The 22619-nt window shown below is 46.7% G+C and carries 24 protein-coding genes; 21 read left to right on the top strand and 3 right to left on the bottom strand.

Annotated features, from left to right (window positions below):
- Positions 1–307 precede the first annotated feature (307 nt).
- The 3 genes from ACAN56_RS17850 to ACAN56_RS17840 all read left to right on the top strand — a co-directional run bounded on the left by ACAN56_RS17850 (position 308) and on the right by ACAN56_RS17840 (position 3006).
- Positions 308–1420 carry a copper amine oxidase N-terminal domain-containing protein gene (locus ACAN56_RS17850; RefSeq protein WP_379144604.1) on the top strand — a complete coding sequence of 371 codons (1113 nt, stop codon included), beginning with the start codon at positions 308–310 and terminating at the stop codon, positions 1418–1420.
- Positions 1421–1545: 125 nt separating this feature from the next.
- Complete coding sequence (locus ACAN56_RS17845) at positions 1546–2100, top strand: hypothetical protein (protein ID WP_379144602.1); 555 nt, start codon at positions 1546–1548, stop codon at positions 2098–2100.
- A gap of 126 nt (positions 2101–2226) precedes the next feature.
- Positions 2227–3006, top strand: coding sequence for a CPBP family intramembrane glutamic endopeptidase (locus tag ACAN56_RS17840; RefSeq protein ID WP_052092178.1), 780 nt, complete (start codon positions 2227–2229; stop codon positions 3004–3006).
- 141 nt (positions 3007–3147) lie between these two features.
- Here the strand turns inward: ACAN56_RS17840 and ACAN56_RS17835 are convergent, their stop codons facing one another.
- On the bottom strand, positions 3148–3402 hold the full coding sequence (locus ACAN56_RS17835; RefSeq protein ID WP_269322572.1) for a helix-turn-helix domain-containing protein: 255 nt from the start codon (positions 3400–3402) through the stop codon (positions 3148–3150).
- A gap of 41 nt (positions 3403–3443) precedes the next feature.
- Between ACAN56_RS17835 and ACAN56_RS17830 the strand changes: the two genes are divergently transcribed.
- Together ACAN56_RS17830 and ACAN56_RS17825 are read left to right on the top strand one after the other, a co-directional pair.
- Positions 3444–4379 (top strand): heparinase II/III family protein, encoded by a 936-nt coding sequence (locus ACAN56_RS17830; RefSeq protein WP_379144599.1) that lies wholly within the window; start codon positions 3444–3446, stop codon positions 4377–4379.
- Positions 4380–4548: 169 nt separating this feature from the next.
- Positions 4549–5346 carry a hypothetical protein gene (locus ACAN56_RS17825; RefSeq protein ID WP_379144596.1) on the top strand — a complete coding sequence of 266 codons (798 nt, stop codon included), beginning with the start codon at positions 4549–4551 and terminating at the stop codon, positions 5344–5346.
- A gap of 64 nt (positions 5347–5410) precedes the next feature.
- On the opposite strand, the gene ACAN56_RS17820 is transcribed toward ACAN56_RS17825, so the two are convergent.
- Positions 5411–6355 (bottom strand): serine hydrolase domain-containing protein, encoded by a 945-nt coding sequence (locus ACAN56_RS17820; protein WP_379144593.1) that lies wholly within the window; start codon positions 6353–6355, stop codon positions 5411–5413.
- A gap of 218 nt (positions 6356–6573) precedes the next feature.
- Here ACAN56_RS17820 and ACAN56_RS17815 point away from each other — a divergent pair, with 218 nt between their 5' ends.
- From ACAN56_RS17815 to ACAN56_RS17760, 12 genes are all read left to right on the top strand, one after another.
- Entirely contained in the window at positions 6574–7179 is a 606-nt protein-coding gene (locus ACAN56_RS17815; protein WP_379144591.1) for a histidine phosphatase family protein, read from the top strand.
- 166 nt (positions 7180–7345) lie between these two features.
- Complete coding sequence (locus ACAN56_RS17810) at positions 7346–8032, top strand: TetR/AcrR family transcriptional regulator (protein ID WP_379144588.1); 687 nt, start codon at positions 7346–7348, stop codon at positions 8030–8032.
- Positions 8013–9299 carry an MFS transporter gene (locus ACAN56_RS17805; protein WP_379144585.1) on the top strand — a complete coding sequence of 429 codons (1287 nt, stop codon included), beginning with the start codon at positions 8013–8015 and terminating at the stop codon, positions 9297–9299. Before ACAN56_RS17810 ends, ACAN56_RS17805 begins: the two co-directional genes overlap by 20 nt.
- 37 nt (positions 9300–9336) lie before the next feature.
- The gene (locus tag ACAN56_RS17800; protein ID WP_038594089.1) at positions 9337–11676 is read left to right on the top strand and encodes an ABC transporter permease; all 2340 of its coding nucleotides are present in this window, start codon (positions 9337–9339) and stop codon (positions 11674–11676) included.
- A gap of 15 nt (positions 11677–11691) precedes the next feature.
- Positions 11692–12456, top strand: a complete 765-nt coding sequence (locus ACAN56_RS17795; RefSeq protein WP_038594085.1) for an ABC transporter ATP-binding protein — start codon at positions 11692–11694, stop codon at positions 12454–12456.
- A gap of 233 nt (positions 12457–12689) precedes the next feature.
- Complete coding sequence (locus tag ACAN56_RS17790; RefSeq protein WP_038594082.1) at positions 12690–13052, top strand: hypothetical protein; 363 nt, start codon at positions 12690–12692, stop codon at positions 13050–13052.
- Positions 13053–13929: 877 nt separating this feature from the next.
- Positions 13930–14481: a hypothetical protein gene (locus ACAN56_RS17785; RefSeq protein WP_038594079.1), complete on the top strand. Its 552-nt coding sequence runs from the start codon at positions 13930–13932 to the stop codon at positions 14479–14481.
- 255 nt (positions 14482–14736) lie between these two features.
- Positions 14737–15186 carry a DUF5412 family protein gene (locus ACAN56_RS17780; RefSeq protein WP_052092175.1) on the top strand — a complete coding sequence of 150 codons (450 nt, stop codon included), beginning with the start codon at positions 14737–14739 and terminating at the stop codon, positions 15184–15186.
- Between the two features lie 7 nt (positions 15187–15193).
- Positions 15194–15682, top strand: coding sequence for a hypothetical protein (locus ACAN56_RS17775; RefSeq protein ID WP_038594076.1), 489 nt, complete (start codon positions 15194–15196; stop codon positions 15680–15682).
- A 206-nt stretch (positions 15683–15888) separates the two neighbouring features.
- Complete coding sequence (locus tag ACAN56_RS17770) at positions 15889–16590, top strand: YhfM domain-containing protein (RefSeq protein ID WP_379144579.1); 702 nt, start codon at positions 15889–15891, stop codon at positions 16588–16590.
- Between the two features lie 256 nt (positions 16591–16846).
- Entirely contained in the window at positions 16847–17806 is a 960-nt protein-coding gene (locus ACAN56_RS17765; RefSeq protein ID WP_379144577.1) for a zinc-binding dehydrogenase, read from the top strand.
- Positions 17807–17811: 5 nt separating this feature from the next.
- On the top strand, positions 17812–18246 hold the full coding sequence (locus tag ACAN56_RS17760) for a MarR family winged helix-turn-helix transcriptional regulator (RefSeq protein ID WP_038594072.1): 435 nt from the start codon (positions 17812–17814) through the stop codon (positions 18244–18246).
- 252 nt (positions 18247–18498) lie between these two features.
- On the opposite strand, the gene ACAN56_RS17755 is transcribed toward ACAN56_RS17760, so the two are convergent.
- The gene (locus ACAN56_RS17755; RefSeq protein WP_379144574.1) at positions 18499–19656 is read right to left on the bottom strand and encodes an acyltransferase family protein; all 1158 of its coding nucleotides are present in this window, start codon (positions 19654–19656) and stop codon (positions 18499–18501) included.
- A 160-nt stretch (positions 19657–19816) separates the two neighbouring features.
- On the opposite strand from ACAN56_RS17755, the gene ACAN56_RS17750 reads away from it, so the two are divergent.
- The 4 genes from ACAN56_RS17750 to ACAN56_RS17735 all read left to right on the top strand — a co-directional run bounded on the left by ACAN56_RS17750 (position 19817) and on the right by ACAN56_RS17735 (position 22605).
- Positions 19817–20596, top strand: a complete 780-nt coding sequence (locus tag ACAN56_RS17750) for a hypothetical protein (protein ID WP_179091797.1) — start codon at positions 19817–19819, stop codon at positions 20594–20596.
- 35 nt (positions 20597–20631) lie between these two features.
- Positions 20632–21057 (top strand): GNAT family N-acetyltransferase, encoded by a 426-nt coding sequence (locus ACAN56_RS17745; RefSeq protein ID WP_379144571.1) that lies wholly within the window; start codon positions 20632–20634, stop codon positions 21055–21057.
- A gap of 22 nt (positions 21058–21079) precedes the next feature.
- Complete coding sequence (locus ACAN56_RS17740) at positions 21080–21637, top strand: HAD-IIIA family hydrolase (RefSeq protein WP_379144569.1); 558 nt, start codon at positions 21080–21082, stop codon at positions 21635–21637.
- A gap of 92 nt (positions 21638–21729) precedes the next feature.
- Positions 21730–22605 (top strand): AraC family transcriptional regulator, encoded by an 876-nt coding sequence (locus tag ACAN56_RS17735; protein WP_038594069.1) that lies wholly within the window; start codon positions 21730–21732, stop codon positions 22603–22605.
- Positions 22606–22619 lie beyond the last annotated feature (14 nt).

Genomic DNA, 22619 nt, shown 5'->3' with positions numbered 1-22619 from the left:
CCCTGTACGAGATGATTGGAGAGCAGCAGGATCATTTCAAAGTGCAATATTGTTTTTAGAGAGATGAAACTGCAGAATAAGTGGTTGTCGAAGAGAACGGTAAACAGTGGTGTCCGGTCGAGGCTCAGTATGTTAAGGATGAATTTATAGCAAACCAAATAGAAGTTAAGCAGCAAACGTCCGCATCCCTCCAACATAAATATCCCGCCTCCTCATCCGCAGCTGCAACTTTTTGGAAAACCAAGAGTCTTATAATTATCTGTGAATTAGAAAATAAAGTAAAGTGAAGAAAGGATATGGATAGGTAATGAGAAAAATATGGATGTTTACTCCAATATTACTTTTGCTGTTTCTGTTCCCGGCAATATCGTCAGCGGCTACCCATGCTTCGTTCATTTATTACGTGGCGAATGGCGGCAAGGGTACTGTTCCGGCACTGGTTAAGAGCGGAACTGCGTTTGTCCCGGCAAGTCTGCTGGAAGAGGCGGGTCTGCGGGTTGCCTGGGATAAGGCAGATCTACGGGCCAAATACGTTGGATGGGAAAAAACAGTGGTTGTCACGGTTGGAAGCAAGACTGCTGTGCTTGATGGGAAAACAGTTCAATTAGGAGGAGCGCCGTTCCGGTATAAAGAGCAATTATATCTTCCTGCCCGCTTTGTGGTGCAGGCGCTGGAAGGGCAGACAGTAAGCTGGGATGCGGCTCATGCTGTCTACACCGCCAAAGGGCTTGGGACCTTTGCGAGTGTCAACGCCACCTTTGAAGGCGTCACTTATTCCGTCGTTAAAGAGTCCGGCACGCTGTATGCCGCAAAGGGACCGGGAAAACCGCAGCTGATTGCTAAGCTCGGCTCCAAGCTGTACGAGATGGTCGAATTCAAGTTCCAGAAGACACCTGGAGGCTTAATCCACTTGACACTCTCGGATATTTATGGTGAACCTCATATCAACAATACATGGTACACCCTGGTGATAAAGAACGGAGTGGTGATCCGGCAGGCGAGTGTCGGCTATTATAAACGGTTCGGAAATAACGTAGCCATGTATGGCAATAATCTGGTGCTTACGGATGGCAAGATCCTCCGGGTAATTGAGGACGGAACAGGGAAGGTGAAGGAGACCCTGGATCTGGCGAAGCTCGGGGGTGAAGACGATAATTATCTGGTCGAAGGAATTGATGATGATTTCCTGTTGATCCGTCCGAATCAGAAGGGGCTTCTAATGTTTATTGACCGCAAGACAGGCGGAAAGACGTTGTTGTACAAGGAGCTGTTGAATGAGGAACAGCAGCAATATGCGGAAACGAACGACGTGCCTTATTACGGAGACGAATTGAAGTTTATCAAACGTGAAGGCAATACTTTGCAGTTTAAGCTGGGCAGAGAAGATCAAATATACAACTATCGAATGAATGAATATTAAGGAGTGGCAGATTTGAACAAAGGCTTTTTTGCGGTCATTTTACTGTCTTCACTGCTCTTTGCGAACGGTTGCACTACCTCAAAGCATGTCTGATCCGATTCATTATAGAAAGGCAAGGTGTAAGTATGGAGAGCTCCGCTGACTATTTATATCATTATTATGAGAAGTCCAGAGGCCCATTTGCCAATTTATCCGATTTGAGCGAAGCGCAGGCAGACGAAGTTCTGGAATCAATCCGCAAACAAAACGATGTGATGGCTTCCCGCCGAGATCAGGGGTATTTAGTGCGCAGACGGGAGTTAGAGGGATTAGCCAGAGAACTGTTCATCTCAAAAGGCGGGAAGCCTGTAAGAAAAGCCCCGCATTATATGGTAGTTGGCCCATGCGACTGGCTTAGTGACTGGTATAAGGAAAGTGCTTTTGTACAAATACCTATTTCACAGTTTAAACTGGACACCCTCTCATTCTCCTATGGCGATTTGTTTCCCACCTTTAGCCCGCGGGTGAATGACGGCAAGGAATATCGCAGGCAGATTTACACCTACCAAGAAATTTTAGAGCTCATTCAGAAATATGGCTTGCCTCAGGATTGGAACAGAGATGGCTCATATGGGCCGGAGAGATATATTGAAGTGCAGGTCTGGGATGATGGACCACTGGGGAGAACAGTTGAAGCTTAAAAAAAGGAATCATAGCGGAATTATGTAGATAAATATGGCGTCAGTCACAGAAATGGATTACAATAAATCCATTATTGCCCTTTGCATGGCGATGAACACTAGATTGTATAACAGAGGAGACGAGTAATGGTAAAAAACACTGCAAAAGGGCATCCGATTTTATTTTCACTCATGCTGGGGGTTCTGCTGATAGTATTGATCTCAGTCGCATCCGCAGCCGGAACCATCATGGAACTGGACGATACGGGGCTGAAGATTGCCCAAGCTGTAGCATTTTTGGTCATGGCTGTTATTGTAATGCTGTATATGACAAAAGGAGAGCACACATTAGCCCAATTCGGCTTCAGAAGCACTGGCGTGTCCAAGGCAAAAGAAGCTCTCTATTATGTACCGCTGCTTATTATCGCACTTGTACAACCTATTATGAGCGGCATCAACTTTGAGCTTTCTGCGGTCGACATTCTGGTTATTGTAATTTTCACCATGCTGGTGGGCTTTACGGAAGAATCCGTTTTCCGGGGAATCATCAGGGATAAACTGAAATTCAAGGGGCCGGTGTTTTACATCGTGTTCTCCTCCGTCTTTTTTGGTGTCCTACATATGGCTAATGCACTAAACGGAAGTAATATAATACATATCCTTTTGCAGGTCATTAATGCGCTGCTGCTCGGTTTCATATTTGCACTGCTTATTGAAACTACAAATCACATTATTCCATTGATCGTGTTTCATTTTGCCTATGATGCGCTTGCGATGATCAGCAATGAGAATCTGGACCAGGAAGTTCTGCTGGTTTCCTTCTTGAATATCTTGTATCTGATCTATGGAATCTATCTGGCTTACAACCTGGTGCGCAGAAACAAGGTCAACCATCCAGTCGGCAAAACGGTCGGGAACCACAGGTAGGTCAGGCTGCATAGAGGAAGAAACCCCTGATTCTGCAAAAAGTGGCTTGAGTGCTGCGATTAATGAATAGCTTCACCACTTATCAAAGGCGCCTTCAGCTTAATGCTGGAGGCGCCTTTTGACGTTAAGAGCCAGCGGATTCTAGACGCTGGCTTCGGCAGACGCACCGATCCTGCGGAAATCCGAGGGAGAGAACCCGGTCTCTTTTTTGAAGATACGGTTGAAGGAACGGTAGTTCTCGAACCCGATTGCTTCGGCGATTTCAAAGGTTTTCTGATCGGAGGTCAACAGCAGCAGCTTGGCCCTTTCTATCCGCAATCGGGTCAAATACTGGATAAAACTCTCGCCTACGGTTTTCTTGAACATACTGCTGAAATAAGGGACGCTGTAATTGATCGAGGCGGCCCTTCTCCCGGCAGAGCTGGGAGAAGGAGGCTATGTATATGGCGATGCGGGCAGGGGTGGGCATTGGGGGACATGCCCATTCCGATGCGCTTAGCCTGATTCTTTATGCCGGAGGACGGGAACTGCTGGCCGATTCCGGCATGGGACTGTTCGAATGGAATAAGGAACGCAAATATGCTGTATCGACAAGAGCGCATAACACGGTCGTCGTTGACGGGCAGGATCAGCATGTGCGCGGCCTGCATTGGAATACACCGCAAACCGTAGCCTGTAAAATATGGGATGCGCGTCATGGCAAGGATTATGATTATTGCTTCGCGAGCCATTATGGCTATACCCGCTATGACGATCCCGTTATCCATTCCCGTAAGGTAGTTTTTGTGAAGAACCGTTACTGGCTGATAGTGGATCTGTTTGAGGCGCAAGAGCAGCATACCTACGAGCAATATTTCCACCTGCCAATAGGCGATGCGGTAGTCCAGTGGGACCGTGGGCAGGTGCATACGAACCATAATGACAGCAATGTGCTGCTTCTATTCCCGGAACAGGAGCAGGCTGAGGATCAGCTTACACTGGAGAGCGGTCTTGATTTCAGGCAGGGTCAATATTACGTGAATCCGGTAGCGAAGCGGTCCATGTCCACTGCGGGAAGAGCGGTTTATGAAACGCTCCTTGTTCCCTATTGGACGGTCCAGCCGCAGATCCGGATCAGCAGAATGCCGGTCACGCTGGAGGGCCGGGAGTTGTCTGCGCTGGAAGCTACGGCGCTGCGGATATCCGGGGATAATTGGAGTGATGAGATTTACCTGTATCACAACTCTGTAGACGTGGACTCCTATCTGGACCACACCGGGAATATTGTTTCCCGGGAGCTTCTGCCAGGCAAATCCGTGCTGGCCGGACTTGAATTCGCCGGGGGCAGACATTCGGATGATGTGGTCGTGAATCATAGCGTCCGGCAGAACTAAACAGGCAGACATAATAGTTTCAGGAAGACTCTGGCAAACGCCGGAGTCTTTTTGTCTTTATTTGGGTAATACATACAGTTACATAAACAACAGAAGGCGATGCTTCCAGAACTGAACATGTTCGAAGCAGAAGCACTCTATTAACCTTTAAAGGACTGGGGGAGACTTCATGGATAAAGAAGCCAAAAAAATATTGTTAAGTACCTTCTGGACCTCCGGCGGCTGGAAGAGCAGTCCGTCTCCTTACAGTGGAGCGGATTTTGAATATGCCAAAGAGAAGGGCCTTATGTTCGATCCGGTGAACATCACACATGATGCGGTGACGAAGAGGTTATGTGAGCTGCATCAGAAGATCATCAGCAAAGAGTGGGCGGCCACAGCATTCTTGCACAGCTTGTCAACCCGAAAGGTCCATCTGCGGAGCGCGTTGTCGAGCTGGGCGTTAACCTCGGAGCTGGCTGTGCACACCTATGGGGAGCTTCTTGCACAACCGCCCATGTTCAGTTCTTGCGGTCACTGCAATAACGCACAGCTGATCTCAGACAAGGCCTATGTGAATCAGGACTGGAATGTGCTGAATTTTGAACGGATCAAATGGGGAGGAGTCCGCCTGAACTGGCTTCTCTATTGTTGGCTTGATCTGGAGATGCTTGCCCTGGAGGAGAACCTGCATGTCAGCCGGGAGGATCTGGACATCCTCACCGCAATGACGGAGGCAGTTATGGACTGCGGCGCGAAGGATGCCGCCCGGCAGCTGGAGAAACGCTGGAAGGATGTTGTCCCTTCAAGTAAACAGGAACGCGATGTCGTGATGGAGGTTTGGGGATACGCCGGGATCCTGCCTCCATCGAACGAGCCGCGCCCGGGACGGGGCGGCAACGGCGATTTTATTTCGGTAGCCAATTGGCGGGGTGAGGATGGTTATTCCCAGGAGGCGCTTAAGTATTTTTTTGCTGCGTTTTTGTAAGGGAAGAACGTTCAGAATGAATTGTCTTATAACCAAATTCCGGAGTCTGAAAGTTAAAGCTTGATCACGGGGCAAGCAGTGCAGGTACGATGATCTCACGGAACACATCAACAGGAGGTTTCTTTTTCCGCCGCTGATCTTCGGTCAGAACCACAACCGTCGAAAGCTCCGGCATAATATAAACAAACTGTCCTCCATACCCGCGGGCATAGAAGTATGCCTGGGAAGCTGCAGATGACTCCTGAGCAGCCGAGGTGTAGACATCAGTCCACCAATGCCAGCCATATCCGCCGCGGTAGGGGGCTTCTACATGAAGTGCGGTTTCCGTAGAGCGGTTGACCCGTTCAGGGAAAATGAGCTTTGTGTGCTCCCACATGCCCTCCTGCAAATAGAGCTGTCCCAGCTTCAGCAGGTCGGAAGGCCGCAGCTTCAGCCCGAACCCGCCCGTATGAACGCCTTGAGGATCAACCTCCCACTCATAAGCTTTAATGTCCAAAGGGCCAAACAAATAATGCTCGGCAAACTTGGCCGTGGACATGCCAGCCGCTTGCCTCAGGATGGCAGACAACAGCTGGGAAACGCCGGAGTTGTATACCATTCGTGCTCCGGGTGTGTCCGACATCGGCTGTTCCAGCACAAACCGGACCCAATCCGGAGAACGGGTCATCCGGGGGAATGAGTTCTGCCCGCCAAATTCAATCCAGTTGAAACCGGCAGACATCGTGAGCAGATGCTCCAGTGTGATTTCTGTTTTACGATGATCCGGGTCAAGGCTAAGCTGCGGATAAAATAACGTCAGCGGCGCATCCGGCTGCGGCAGCAGCCCCTTGTCCATGGCGATGCAGATCAGTGCGGAGAGCACACTTTTGGTGCAGGAATTGATTTTGGCCAGTTCAGTGGCTGTATTAGGCGTTCTATAGTGTTCAAGTACAAGCCTGTTGTCCCGGCTGATCAGACAGCTTCGCAAATCGAGCATTGTTAGCGCTGCGGAAATTGAAGATAGATTCATTGGGTTTATCCTTTCATTATCATATCAGGAGAGTTCATGGGTGAAACCCGGCATTTGCGCGATAGTTTGCCTTTCAACCAATAATATTAACATACAAATGGAGAATTTTATGATTCAATTCAAATGGGGCTGCTGAGGGAGGAATGGCTGTCCCATCCAGTATTCAAGTGAAATCAGGAACAGCTCACAATATAACAGAATGGTTGCGGGGGAGAACAATGTCAATCTATTTGGTCAGACACGGTAAAGATGATGAGGGATTCCGCGGTGGATGGAGCCAGCGTGGGCTTATTGCAGAAGGAATTGAACAGTCGCAAAAGCTGGGGCAGTATCTTAAAGCGCACAACAATCTTTACAACATTCAGCGGGTGGTTAGCAGTGATTTAAGCCGTGCGGTTGAAACCGCAACCGAGATTGCCAGTGAGCTCCGCTTACCACTCGAAACCAGCAACAACTGGAGAGAAATGAACAATGGCCTCATCGCCGGGATGGCTCATGAACTTGTAGAGGAGCAGTATCCGGGTCTCTATTTCTCGACTTTGCGGATGGATGAGGAATTCCCGGGCGGGGAGAGTCCGATTGATTTTTTCACCCGTATACAGGCAACCTTTAAAAAGTTATGCGAGGAGCAACTCCTCAACAAGGGGGAGGAGAACATTTTAATTGTAACCCATGGCGGAGTTATTAATATTATTTATCATATTTTAAATGGGGTAGAGTGGTCGAATAAAGGCAAAGCTTACCCTAGTACATATACCAGTCTCCATCACATCCAATATGATGCCGGAAAATGGGAGATTGCAATGGAAACGTTGAGTGTCTAATCAAAGGATCTAAATATCACATGAACACAAAAACTCCTGCAGCTAAGTATGCGGGAGTTTCTTTGCGTGCGATTGTTTTCTTAATCCAGTGATTGACAATAGAGGGGGGGACTCACTATAATCATTATAGACCGACGGTCGGTCGATGAAATGGAGGATTGCAATTATGCGGATTTCCAAGGAACCTGAAGAACGCAGAAACGAAATTTTAGATACGGCAGAGCTGCTTTTTTTCACCCAGGGGTATAGCAGAACTACAATTAACGATATTTTGCAGAGAATCGGAATCGCCAAGGGAACCTTCTATTATTACTTCAAATCGAAGGAGGAGGTCATGGATGCGGTGGTCATGCGGTTCATTGATGCCGGGGTTGCAGCTGCGAAAGAGATCGCTTCCGATCACAGGTTTTCTGTTCACGAGAAGCTGCTGAGGATCATTATGGCACAGAAGCCGGACTCGGAAGGGAAGGAGCAACTGATTGAGCAGTTCCATCAGGCGGAAAATGCCCAGCTTCATCAAAAGAGCTTGACGGAAACCATTCTCCGGCTGACACCTGTATTGACAGAAGTCATTGAGCAGGGCATCGAGGAGCAGTTATTCCATACCGCTTTTCCTAGGGAAACGGTTGAGTTTCTGCTGGTGGCTTCGCAGTTTCTGCTGGATGAAGGCATTTTCCAGTGGCAGCCGGAGGAAATTATCCGCAAGATCGAGGCTTTCATTCATATTATGGAGACCTCTCTGGGTGCCAAGCAGGGCAGCTTCGCCTATGTCACACAAATGTTCGGGCAGCCTCCCGTAGCTGATGGAAAGGATGAGAGGGCGGGGATAAAGGATGGGGAAACAGAACAATAAATCCTTCAGCAAGTTTCTGGTGTTATGGACAGGAGAATGGATATCCAGTATGGGCAGTGGGCTGACCGCTTTTGCGCTGGGTGTTTATGTCTACCAGATGACAGGGACTGCAGCCAGTGTAGCGCTGGTAACGCTCTGCGCTTTTCTGCCTTCCATTCTGCTCAGTCCAATCGGCGGCGTGCTGGCTGACCGCTTTGACCGGCGGCTGATGATGATCACGGGTGATCTATGCTCCGCATTTGGACTTGTCTTCCTACTGTTTATCATGCTGCTGGGCGATCCGCCCGTTTGGCAAATCTGTCTCGGAGTGGCCTTCAGCTCCATATTCGTATCCTTGCTCGAACCGGCTTACAAGGCGACCATTACCGATTTATTGACCGAGGAGCAGTTTGCCAAGGCCAGCGGGCTGGTGCAGCTTGCAGCCTCCTCCAAATATCTTCTCTCTCCGCTGATTGCCGGGGTGTTGCTTGGCTACATGGATATAAAGGCTGTGCTGATTATAGATATCTCTACTTTTGTGGTGACCGTGCTTGCGGTGCTGGCTGTGAAAAAGAACCTGCAGGCTGAGTTTCCAGCGAAAACACGGCAGTCCTTTGCAAGAGAGCTGAAGGAGGGTTGGGATACGCTCGTTTCCGTGAAAGGTGTTCTACAGCTTACGGTCATTTTATCGCTGGTTACATTCTATATGGGTTTTCTCCAGACCTTGTTTACACCGCTCTTACTGCCGTTTACAGATACGCAAACCCTGGGCACAGTGGAATCGGTAAGTGCGATTGGCATGCTGATCGGCAGTCTGTTCATCGGGATGTTCAGCATTAAGGGCCAATATGCCAAGGTGCTGGCTATAAGTCTGGGATTCGCCGGAGGTTTCTTTGCACTGGTTGGTCTGACTACAAATCTATATTTTATCGCTGCAGCCGGATTGTTGTTCTTCGCGGCACTACCCTTCATTAACACCTGTGCTGACGTGCTGATCCGAAAAAATATCGCCGCCGAAGCACAAGGCCGTGCTTGGGGGATCATTGGCATTCTTTCACAGCTCGGGTATGTGGCCGCTTATGCTGTAGCCGGGGTGCTGGCAGATCATGTCTTTAATCCACTGCTGCGCAGCGGGGGAAGTCTTGCTTCCTCAGTGGGCAAGGTGCTGGGTACAGGAGAAGGCCGGGGTATCGGACTCCTGTTCATCGTCTGCGGTTTGCTGATAGTAATTGTGGCGGTGATTGTTCCAAGAATCAAATCTATTCGGGCTCTTGAACAACAACATTAATGAGTTTCTATATCGGAGAAGGAGGCAAGACAGCCAGATGCTGCTGCAAATCGTAAAAAGAGATGTTCTACGCAATAAAATCATCACCGGCGGATTGTTCGTTTTTATTATGCTGTCTTCGCTGCTGGTTGCTTCTGCCTCGCACATCATTATGGAACTGACCGGCTCGCTGAATCAGCTCCTGGCAACATCCAAGGCTCCCCATTTTGTGCAAATGCATTCCGGGACCCTAGATGATTCCGCCCTTAAACGTTTTGTTTCGGAAAATCCGCTTGTACAGGATCAGCAGACGGTGGAGATGCTTACGGTCGACGGCTCAAATGTGTACTTGGGCAATCCGGAAAAGTCGGAAGCCGCCAGCGTCATGGATATCGGTTTTGTGAAGCAGAATCAGAATTTCGATCTGCTGCTGAATCTGGATAATCAGGTGATCACGGTTTCACGCGGCGAAATTGCCGTTCCTATCTACTATAAGGGACAGAAGCAGCTGCACATCGGGGATAAGGTCAATGTTACCTCCGGGTCCTTTACCAGAGAGTTCGTGATCGTTGATTTTGTCCGGGATGTTCAAATGAATCCGGCGATTGTCAGCTCCAAACGTTTTGTCGTAAATGAGGCGGATTACACAGCGCTGCGGGGGAACGTTGGTGAAGTGGAATATCTGATTGAATTTCAGCTCAAGGATAGCAGCAAGCTTACTGAGTTCCGTAATAGCTATCAATCTGCCGGCCTGCCAGATAAAGGACCGACCATTGATTACCCTTTATTTAAGACGCTAAATGCTCTAACCGACGGAATTATAGCCCTTGTCATTATACTGGTGAGCCTCCTGCTTATGGTGATTGCTATCCTGTGTCTCAGATTTACGATGATCGCCTCCATGGAGGAGGATTACAGGGAGATCGGAGTCATGAAAGCAATCGGACTGCCGCGGCAGGATATCAGAAGAATCTATATGGCCAAATACATCATACTGGCCGCTTTGGCTTCATGCTGCGGCTATGGATTGTCCCTTTTTACTGCACGGTTGTTTACAGCCAACATTAGCCTGTACCTGGGCGCGGCTCCGAAGGGTCTGCTTCAGTATATTGTTCCTTTACTCGCTGTCAGTCTGAGCTTCGGGATTGTTGTGCTCTTTTGCAGGCTGATCCTTAGAAGGTTCAACCGGATCACAGCCATTGAAGCCTTGCGGTCAGGTACTGCCGGGGTGGGGAGAACACATACGTCATCGTTTACACTCAGCAACCGTAAATGGCTGCCTGTGAATGGTTTTTTAGGGTTAAAAGACGTGTACAGCCGCTTCAGCATGTTCGGAGTGTTGCTGCTGGTTGTGGTCATCTGTCTGTTTATGATCATCATGCCGGTGAATTTGTTGAATACGCTGCGCTCCCCGCACTTTATATCCTATATGGGCGTAGGACAGAGCACCATCCGGATTGATCTTCAGCAGTCAGGCGATACCGCCCGGCGGTTTGAACAAATGCTCACAACACTTAAGAAGGATCCAGACATCAAGAAACTATCGCCGCTGATTACCTCCCGGTTTAAGGTACTGGGAAGTGATGACGTCTGGGAGAATATCAATGTGGAAACAGGAGATTTCTCCATCTTTCCTTTGTCATACATAGAAGGGGGCGCCCCGGAAGGCGGAAGTGCAATCGCCCTGTCTGATCTGAACGCTAAGGAGCTGAATAAACGGGTCGGGGATACGCTTCTTATCAAGGCTGGAGGGAAAGAACGGCAGCTGACAGTAAGCGGAATCTATCAGGATATCACCAATGGAGGGCGGACGGCCAAAGCGCAGCTGCCTTATGATCCAAAGACTGTAATGTGGTATGTGGTAGCGGTGGATGTACAGCCTGAAATTCCGGTCGCCGGGAAAATAGAAGAGTTGGCCGGGGCATTCTATCCGGCTAAAATCACTTATCTGGACAGCTATTTAGCTCAGACCCTGGGGAATACGGTTAAGCAGCTGCGGATGGTTACTATACTCGCGATCACCATTTCCATCTCGATAGCGGTACTGATTACGTCCTTGTTTCTAAAAATGCTGCTGGCGAAGGATTCCACACAAATTACAATCTTGCGAAGCATCGGGTTCACGGTCGCTGATATCCGCCGGCAATATCTGGCCAGAACGCTGCTGATCGCCGGTCTTGGCAGCCTGCTTGGGATCTTGACGGCCGGGACGATCGGTCAAAGTCTGGTGCATGTTCTCGGATCATTCCTGGGTGCTTCCCGAATTCAGCTTGAGGTTGATCCGGTGCTGGCCTATCTGATTCTTCCGGTTAGCCTCATGCTGGCCGTGGCGGTTACTACTATAGGAAGTACAGGATCCATACACAAGTCCGGGTTCACGAATAAAATAGCCGACTGAGGGGGCGACAACTGGATGCATATATTAGAAACTAAGGGATTAAGCAAAACTTATTCAAACGGGCAAGGAACGCAGCAGCCTGTATTAAAAGAGATCAACCTGCAGATTCCACAGGGGGAGTTCACAGCAGTGATGGGACCTTCAGGCTCCGGCAAATCAACATTGTTGTATACATTAAGCGGTATGGATACAATGACTGCGGGCAGTGTCCTTTTTAAGGGGCAGGAGATCAGCTCCCTTTCCGAAACCGAACTGGCGGCGCTGCGCCTGTATAGTATGGGATTCATTTTTCAGCAGATGCATCTGTTAAAAAATCTGAATATCCGCGACAATATCATCCTGTCCGCTTACCGGGCGAAAAAGACCAGCCGTAGAGCCATCAATGCAAGAGCTGCCGATCTTATGAAAAGGACAGGCATTTCCGCATTGGCTGACCGGGGAATAACAGAGGTGTCCGGCGGACAATCACAGAGAGTGGCGATCTGCAGGGCGCTGATCAATCAGCCGGATATTCTGTTTGGCGATGAGCCTACAGGAGCACTGAACTCCAAGGCTGCCGGTGAGATCATGGAAATCCTGGGGGAGATTAACCGTTCGGGAACAACAATTCTTCTGGTTACCCATGATGCCAAGGTCGCTGCTGGTGCAGAGCGGGTGCTCTACATGCTGGATGGCCGAATGGCTTCGGAGCATTGGCTGGGCAAATATCATAAAGAAAAAGGTGATCTTAAGCAGAGGGAAGAGAAGTTGTCCTCATGGCTGCGGACCCTGGAGTTCTGAGCGATAGACTAAGGAATGAAGTTTGCATCACCCTCTCAGCCGGGATTCATTGTGCAACTCCGGCGAAAGGGTGATACTATTTACTTAGATCAAATGTCATAGGATATCCACAGAATTTAATAAAATTTTCCAGTATAATGTAAGCGATATCATTATGGAATCGGCCTGCATTTCCAGGATCATCCGTGCCATATGACAGCAGTCCGATTACTCTGTTTAAGGGAGTCGATTTAATGCTGATCTTTAAGAGGATTTCGTTTAACAACTGGTTATTTACTGTTTTGGCTCTGCAGTATGCTCTCATGCATCTTTTCAAGCTCCACATTCCGGATTCGGTTAAGTTGTCTGAGATCATTATTTTTATCGTTTACACCGTTTCGGAGATTACATTGTTTATCTACCGGGGCAGACGGGCAGCCGTTGGAGCTGTTTCCGGAATGATCCCGCTTTTTTTTGCGGTGCTTTGGACTGTCGCCTTCTTTTCTCATTTTCAAAGCGAAAATTATGTGGCAGAACTTACGGTCATTAACTCGGTAGGAATGTTCACCGCCTTTTTTATTTTGCTGTTTGAATACATATTTCTGATCAGGGATTAATATTTTCGGCTTCAGATCACCAGCCGTCTTGGAATCTCAAGGCGGTTTTTGCGTATTTACGCACAATAGTCCAAAATTCAAAGGAATTCTTAGGTCTGGGCGGTTCATTGCAAGAGATCAGGATTTTCCAGGTATTGCGACAGAATACATAATATTATGAAGGTTTAATTTTTAGGCGTAATACGTTAAGATATAGACATCACCAAATGGTAACCACAAAGAACAGCAGCAAGCGGTTACAGGTGATGGACTCATTCCTAAATTTAGAAATGAATGTAGGAAAGGAGAGGCCCCGATGTACTACCGTTAGCGATGCATGCCGGAATCGGCTGCTGCTGGAGAAGGTGTAAGTGACGACATCTTTTCGCAGACCGTGGGTATGCGGGAATCCAGAGGTAACCATGAACAAGGAACAGCTATTCAAGCAGGATTCATCTTGCGGAAGAAGGAGCGTGATTCCATTGAAAAAGGTTAGCGATGCGTACTAAACACGATGGCTCACAGTAGGGAAAACGTCCGTGAAAACGTTTTTCGTGACATCGAGTACGCGGGAACTCATCCCATATGCAGGACATGGAGCAACACTCCGAAAGGGAGCGCACGGGGACTACCGAAATATGAATAACAATCACCATGTCAGGGATATGGATTGTTGCTGGAGGAAATGATTGAATTGAAGAACGGATTGAACACATAAATCCCCGTTTACCTTAGGCTGAAGGTAAGCGGGGATTTATGCGTTCCTACGGCAAATCGGGGACGACTGTCATGTCTTGTCGAAATATGAAAAAGACACAGAATTGTGAAAAGATTCACGTGACTATTATAAAATTTTAATATATAATAAATTTATAAAAAGAATTTAGGGGGATTTGAGATGAAACTATTTAAAAGTTTGCTAGTAGCAGGAGTATCGGTTGCATTGTTGTCGGGTTGTGGTGCGAATAATGAAAAGGCGGCAAATGAGGCAGCAACTGCTTCTCCAGCAGCAGCTCAGACAGATGCTACATCGGCAGCTTCCATCGTTAATGAAGCGGCTGCATTTACTAAGGCTGTAAGTGCAGAAGGAACCTGGATCGTTGCTATTCTAAATGATGTGACTGTTGATCAAGACGTTGTTGTAGCCGGTGAGTTCCATGATAAAGGTGTTGCTGAGAATGCAATTTACCGCAAGCTTGCTCTTTATGCACAGGATGCGGATCACAAAGTTACTGCAAATTACACACTTACCGCACCTAAGGTTACCGTACAAAGTGAAAACTTCAGAGTGCAAGGCGGAACCATCAAAGGTGATGTATATGTAGAAGCAAAAGGTTTTAACCTGCACGAATCCTCTACAATTGATGGTAACCTCTACTTTGCCAGCGAAGATGTGAAAGCATCCGCAGCAGTGGATGGTAAAGTAACTGGAGCAACCGAAGTTAAGTAAATTCATTTACTGCAATCATACTTTTTCGAAAAACCTGCAGACAGTGCCACGATGGCACTACGTCTGCAGGTTTTTTTAAAATATAGAATTTATATGCTTCACACTATAAATTATCCTTCTATTTCTCGCTGAAACGGATACCGTCCTTTTGAGAACGGCGAAGCCGTTTCCACTTGTGACAATCCAGTCAATTCTGATAAATCCTATATGGTACAATATGGATGGACTGCGATCCTTATACATAGGAGGTTTAGTGTGAAAAAAAGAACGATTGGATTAATCCTGCTACTAATAATCATTTTAGGTTTAGTGGGCTATAGAAGATATTTCTATCAATTTATGGATCTTGGGAAAGCCACCCTATTTAGTGGTCCCATTGAGTCACCCGAAGGTGAGTATAATGCACGCGCGTATTATATCCCATATGGTGGCGCTGCAGGCGGTGTAATGTATCTTGTCGAAGTCGAGCAAACCAAGACAGGCGTGAAGAAAATCATATATTCCAGCGAGCACAAAGACAAATTTTCAATGGACTGGCAAGCTTCGGATATCCTCTCGATCACAAATGAAAGTCCAGAATATAAAGAATATCGGAATATTGAACTGAAGGTGAATACCGAGATCTATGAGGAGTCAGGATCTGCTTGCCGAAGCCTCCTGCTTAAAGACCAATATGAAACCTGCTATCAAGACGTGAAGGAGTAGACCCGTTATGTTGAAGAAGATAGGATTAACCCTTCTGGTCACTCCTTTGGTTATTATAGTGTTATTCGTTTCCCTGTTCCTGATTATTCCATTGGTTAACAATGTGAACTTATCCAAGTTCGAGAAACAATTCAGCAAACATCAGCTCCCGCCTGAAACCACGATTGTAGAAAGGGAGTCTATACTTGGCAAACTGAATGGAAACGGCAACGGGTTGGACTTTTTGGCTGCAATTCTAGTGGATTCTTCATTATCTGTGGACGAGCTGACAAGCTATTACACCAAGGAAACCTTTAAAAATGCCAAGCGGAGCGGAGAATACCCGGTCATCACTGAAGTACTGCCTGTTACAGGAGCTGCTGTGGATTCGGTACATTTGGAACACGGCTCTTTGACCTTTGGTACATTAAAAGACATCGCAGATTACTCCGGTTATTACTTTATCATTTTGTACGATGGAGGATATGATGCCTCGTTTGATATTCGGGGACATTAATTTACGTGAATGGGGAGGTTGAATAGGTAGTGCTTGTGTCCAAAAAAATAATGATCGTATTGATCTTGTCAGTATTCACACTTGGCGGATGCTCCAGCTCATCCTCTACAGCGTTAGAAGAGCAGGGTTCCTCCACAGCCGCGCCTGCGGTTCAACAGTCCTATGATTTGTCCACACTCCATATGGACTTGCCGGCAAACTGGGGATTGGATACGTCCGATCCGAAGGTTTATGTAATTAAAGATGAGCAAGGTGAGGCCAGGGGCGAAGTATCGGCCAGTGAATTTGTGGAGAACTTTGATTTTAAGAAAATGGTAATGCCCAATCACAGCTCGCTGACTTCTGAGGAGGAGCTTGATATTCCAATGGGAACAAGCAGATTATTTACTTTGGATGCCGACAACGGCTCTGCAGCGTCCGGGCTTACAGGGACTCATGATACCTATTATGCGGTGATCCCGCATAAAGAAGAAATTATATATATATTGAATTTTTCCAACAATGATAAAGCTGCGGAAACCAAACAGGAATTTATCGGGATATTGACAGGCCTCCGAATAAAGGACACCAGGATCAAGAGCATCAGGCTGGAATGTGCTGATTTATGCAAAGAAGGGACGGACAAGTCTGGACCATTTACTGAAAAAAATTACACCGATGAAGATGAACTTGAAGTCTTTGCAAATGCCTTGAACAAGGCAGTGAAAATGAATGGTGAACTGAATTATGTTACATATTTTCTAATGCATATTTCTTACCTTGACGGCACGCAAAAAAAGTATGTACTAAACATTTCGAATAGCGAACAAGAGGGGATAACGGGTCTGCTGGTAGATACTGAAGACAGTGGACAGGGGTATGAGATCCCAGAGAGAATTCATAATGAGTTAAGGGCACTGATTTATTAGTTACTCAACTTCCGCACTATAGATATCAGGGTACAGACTCCCACACACGGCCAATCATGGCAGGAATAGAGGGTATACAGAAAAACCCGGGCAATTATCGCATCATGTGCGAGAAAATGTTCGGGTTTTTGAGTGAATATCAGCAGCAAAATACAATACATAAACTCGGCTTCGATAATATGTGCATTTTGCACTTATTTATGTTATGGTATTTATGTGCAAAACGCACATATATTAATTGAAGGGAAGAATGCAAATGATTAAAGCCGCAATTGTTAAGCAAGCGGGAATCCCTCCCGTATTAGGTCAATTTCCTGCACCAGTTGAATCCGCTGATAAAGTTATTGTTAACGTTTCGACCGCTGCTTTAAGTAAACTTAGCAAGTTCCGTTCGTTAGGCATGCATTATTCATCAGAAACAAACTTTCCAATTGTAGCTGGTGCAGATGGTGTCGGCACATTGGCAGATGGATCTCGTGTTTACTTTGCGCTCCCTGCCGCACCCTATGGGAGTTTAGCTGAACAAACCATTGTAGAAAAAAATATGATTATACATTTACCCAAAGAGATTGATGAAGTAACCGCCGCTGCAATCACAAACCCGGCTATGTCTTCGTGGGCTGCTTTGGTATATCGGGCGCAATTCCAATCTGGTCAAACGGTTCTGATTAACGGTGCGACTAGTGAATCCGGTAGTTTGGCCATTCAAATTGCTAAATATTTAGGCGCAAAAAAAATTATTGCAACCGGACGAAACCACTCAAAGTTACAGTCCTTAGGAGCAGATGAATTCGTTGCATTTGACATGAATACTGACAACGGTAAACAAGCTTTTGAGAAAGCCCTGGAGCCAGCTTTTGCGGATGGTGTAGATGTAGTACTAGATTATCTCTGGGGTGACAGTGCCTTCGCCATTCTCTCTGCTGCTGCAAAAGCTGGTGGGAGCCGCCCAACGCGATTTGTTAGTATAGTAACTGCGTCCGGGCAAGAATACATCAACATGCCCTCTTCATTACTTCGTGCATCTACGATCGAACTGGTCGGCAGTGGCGGCAGAAGTGTTTCACAATTAAATATGCTGTCATCTGCACAAAGTGTTTTGGATCTTGCTTCAAAAGGAAAGATCCATATCGCTACAACAACATTTTCTTTAGAAGATATCGAAATAGCTTGGAATGCACCATTGACACCTCGTCCCGTTATAATGATAAAATAAGGAACATGGAAGATAAACTTTTTAGTACACTGATTGAATTGACTACAATGCTTAATCAGTCAGACCGCCATAAGAAAATGATTGCCCATGCTGGCGTTAATATGGAAGCAGCAGCTTTTCGTGTTTTCATCGGCATTGGGCGTCTTCAGTCAACTAGTGTCGGCGATTTGGCTGCCATGATGGGCAAAAATTACTCCAGTGTTAGCCGTCAAATTGATAAATTGGAAATAGCCGGATTGGTCCATACTTATCCGGCAAGGAATGATTCTAGAATTCGTGTTTCTGAATTAACAAATCACGGAAAGGAGATTTTTTCTCAAATTAACTCCACTCGAAATGGCATCTTACAAGAAGCCTTGACGGACTGGACCGTAGACGAAAAGCAGCGTTTATTGGACGACTTAAGACGCTTAATTGATTCCTTAAATAAATTCAACTAATCAATGTTCAGACACTTTCTTATTGGCATGGGTGTTCGCGCTTCCATGATACCAAACAAGCAAGGTGTTTTTTTTGTCAATTCAAGTGAAAATTATTATGAATTCTTCTTACGCGCTCAAGGGTTTAAACCGTTGCTCTAGGTGCAAAAGTGCGACTGATCCTGTACTCTAAAACTATAGTTGAATCTATATAGTAGCAAAAAAAAGGGCATAGTGAATCAATCACTTTGCACCTTTTAGAATAGGCTAACCTTATTGTGATGGGGGAAGTGCGTATTGCTGCTGAATGGCGGTATCCCTGCTGCGTGTAAGTGTTTTACCCCATTTAATAGACGGGATTTCAATAAAATGATATGACAATGCAGCGATGGAAATACTGGCCGCGGCTGTTAGCAAGAGGATGAAGCCAATAGGGATGACTCCGTACAATAATTTAATGGAAGCTACCAGGATGATGAAATGATATAAATACAGGCTGTACGAGATCCGCCCCAGATAGCTGACGGCTTTATTTCTCAGGATTGTTGAGAATCTCCCGCTGGATAAGGCAATGATTATTAATGAGCCGCATCCGAGCATGTTGATATAGGAAACCAAACCTGTGATTAAGGGGTTGCTCCCTGGTGCATGCAGCGAATACAACGCATAGGCAAAGGTGAAAAGAATGATTTTCGGGAGTGAGCCGGTTCTTTTATATTGTTTGATGAAAAAAGCTCTGTGTTTCGCCAGCAATGCGCCGACCACAAACAGCAGCATATAGCCAACCGTATCTCCATATCCGCCTAAATAAAACCCGATGATACCGGCCAATAGGTAAGCTGCGACGTTTTTTTGCCATGAATACCTGATCACTCCATACATCATCAAGGGGAACAGAATGGATATGCGCATTTCATGAACCAGCGACCAAATTACATTGTTAAATGCATTCACATTGAAATTGCCGATCAGGAAAAAATGTCCCAAGAGTAGTCTGGCTGAGATCGGCGTAGTCCAGCTCATGGAATTATACCACTCACTCAGTTCAGGAATGGAGCTCCTTTGGATCACTATGCTGAGAAGCACCGCTAAACATATGGCAACATAGAAAGGGATGCAGATTCTGAGGAATCTCTTGAGCAAGTAGGGCAAGTACCGGATTGTACCGCCTTTAAGAAAGGGTAAAGCCAGAACAAATCCGCTCAGTACGAAGAATAGTTTGACCGCTTCCGGACCGCCGATAAACAGAGCCCTTGTAAACGGCAAATATTTGAGCACGAAGAGAGTCAGGTTATCCTGCGGCGAACTGGGCGAGTAAATCATGGGGAAAACAATCATCAGGTGTGTAATAAGCACCAGAACAGAAGCGATGCCTCTGAGCGAATCTAATTCAACATAATGACCATTAGTTTTAACTTTATGGTTATTCATCAGCATACCTCCTTTATTTTTCTATATATTAGCACAAATAGAGAACTTTTATATAAAAAGTTATTCAAAACGAATAATAAATCGGGATATGAAAAAGTTTTGGTAAATGCTGTAACATCAAGGTGCACTAGCCCGTCAATAGTAACAGAGGTGAATAACGATGATGAAATGGATGAAAATTGGCGGGCCGATTTCAATGCTGCTTATATTGATGTTGCTCGCAGCCGGTTGTGGGACAACGAATAAGGCAAATGTGGAGCCAATAGCCGGGACTGCTGCACCTGAAACAGTGCCGGAGCAGACGTCAGAACCCTGCTATGCCGAGATTGAATGGGTGGATTTCTTGATGATCAATGATATCAGGTATTCTCATAATTATGATGCAACCAAGCCGGTACCTGCGGATCAACTCGGAGATAAGGTAGGGGAAGTGTCTTTTAAAGTGAGTGATAATGCCTGTACGGATCATGTCACCAAAAACGGGGATGCCGCATTCCTTCCTGTGGGTACAGTGATTTATGCGCTGGAAGGCTACAGATCCGATTTTCGGGTGGTAGCGGATAACAAAATTTATGAAGTAGAAGAGAATCCAAAGGCAGCCACTATCGGAGACCTGCTGGATATTGCAGGGAAAGTGGACAAAGTCAGTCTGGAAAGCGGTATGGATAGCAGTCCGCTTGGTGATTTCACAAAAGAGGCCTCCGAAGAATTCATTCGTGAATTGCTGCCTCTGAAAAATGTTGGTTTCGATGCAGTTTATAAGCAAACAAAACATGATTACGGAGTGTTCCTGCGGGTGCATCTGCAAGATGGCACCTCCTTCCGGATGGTTTATTATCCCAAGGGGAATGCCTTCACGGCAGGCGCGTTTGGAACAGACCGGCTGAAGGAGTTAATCATGACGCAGAGGCAGCAAATTAAGGCGGCTGCGGGAATGTAAGCTTCAAAATATTTTTGCTGAGGGTGTGAACATACGTGATTCCAATAGTCAGGCTGGCTACAATAGAAGATGCAGATGTATTATCCAGGCTGAATTATGAGTTTAATGGCGGGGACAAACGTCCGGAGGCGGAAATTATCGGGAGTTTGAACACAGGGAACGAGTTAGTTGCCGTTGCCGAATTAAGGGACGAAGTCGTCGGCTTTGCCTGCGCGCAGAGCTCGCAATCCTTCTGCTACGCAGCAAGTCATGGTGAAATTACGGAAATGTATGTTCAGGAATCAGCCCGGAGGAAAGGCGTGGCGGCAGCACTGCTTGCCTTTCTGGAAGCTCAGCTCCGCTTGCGCGGTGTGGGCACTGTGAAGATTTTGACAGGAAGAACGAATGATCCGGCGATTGCCACGTACGCAAGCTGTGGTTATGTTAAGCATGATGAAGCTGTTTTAGAGAAAAGATTATAGTATGAAGGCGGAACGAACAAACATGAGAGAACCTAAATTGCAGGCTGTATTTATTGACCGGGATGGAACCCTAGGCGGAAGTGACGAAGTGCAGTATCCGGGTTTTTTTGAATTGTTCCCGTTTACCCCCGGAGCTTTAAACACGCTGAAATTCATGGGGCTTAAACTTTATGGTTTTACGAATCAACCCGGAATCTCGAGAGGGGAGGCAACTGAGGAAGCTTTTAGAATAGAAATGCTGGAGTTTGGATTTGACGGTGTATACATTTGTCCGCATCAGCATAATGAAGGCTGTCATTGCCGTAAGCCTAATCCTGGAATGCTGATTAGAGCAGCGCAAGAAAACAATCTGGATCTAAGCAAATGTGCAGTGATTGGAGACCGTTGGATGGATATGGTGGCGGCAGACCGTGCCGGATGTATGAAAGTGTTAGTCATGACTGGTGCAGGAAACGCGGCATTAAATGAGTATAGAAATAAATGGCTGGATACCGTGCCGGATTATATTGCCGGAGATTTTGCTGATGCAGTTACTTACATAGAGCAGTACGTGCGTGGTGTGGAAGAGCCAATGATCTAAATCTCTAAGGACCCGTCATTAACAGTGCACGAACTGTCGGGTGACTGTGCTCCATTATTGCTATTCTGGATGTGAGGAGAGGAGGAGCGAAGATGAACCTGCTGGAGAACATGAATCATGCATTGGCTTATATCGAAGAACATCTGACTGGGGAGATTGATTACCGGGAAGCGGCAAAACGCGCATTGTGCTCGGAATATCATTTCAAGCGGATGTTCTCTTTTCTCGCCGGCCTCCCGCTTTCGGAATATGTACGGCGTAGACGGCTGACACTCGCGGCCTTCGATCTGCAGAGCAGCCAGCTCAAAATTATCGACATTGCGCTGAATTATGGATACAGTTCACCGGACGCCTTCACCAAGGCATTCCAGCAGTTTCACGGTGTTTTGCCCTCAGAAGCAAGAACTGCAGGACCTTCACTGAAGTCCTTTCCTCGAATGACTTTTCAGCTCATTATCAGAGGAGGAAATGAAATGAATTACCGGATTGAGGAGAAGGAAGCATTCCATATCGTCGGGATTAAGAAGAGAGTCCCTATTATTTTTGAGGGGGTGAATCCGGAGATTTCCGCAATGTGGCAAAGCCTGGATCTGCCAACCCTCTCCAAGCTCAAAGAGCTTTCGAATGTCGCACCCCTGGGATTGATAAGCGCATCCACAAACTTTTCCGAGGGGCGGATGGAAGAAAAGGGGGAACTGGATCATTATATCGGAGTGGCTACCACGCTGGGATGTCCCGAGACCTTCACGCTGCTGGAGGTTCCGGCAATGTCTTGGGCAGTATTCGAGTCCATCGGACCTTTTCCGGCTACCCTGCAAAATATTTGGGGACGGATCTATTCCGAGTGGTTCCCTTCTTCCAACTATGAGCAGACCGAAGGGCCGGAAATCTTATGGAATGAGAGCAAAGATGTAACGTCCCCGACTTACAAAAGCGAAATTTGGATTCCGGTTGCGAAAAGGGTGTAGAAAGGGTACAGCTT

Origin of the sequence: Paenibacillus paludis, from assembly GCF_042610515.1 — a bacterium.
In the GTDB taxonomy this organism is placed as follows: domain Bacteria; phylum Bacillota; class Bacilli; order Paenibacillales; family Paenibacillaceae; genus Paenibacillus_AQ.
The sequence above is the reverse complement of the archived record's forward strand: the minus strand, read 5'-3'. Positions and strand labels throughout refer to the sequence as shown.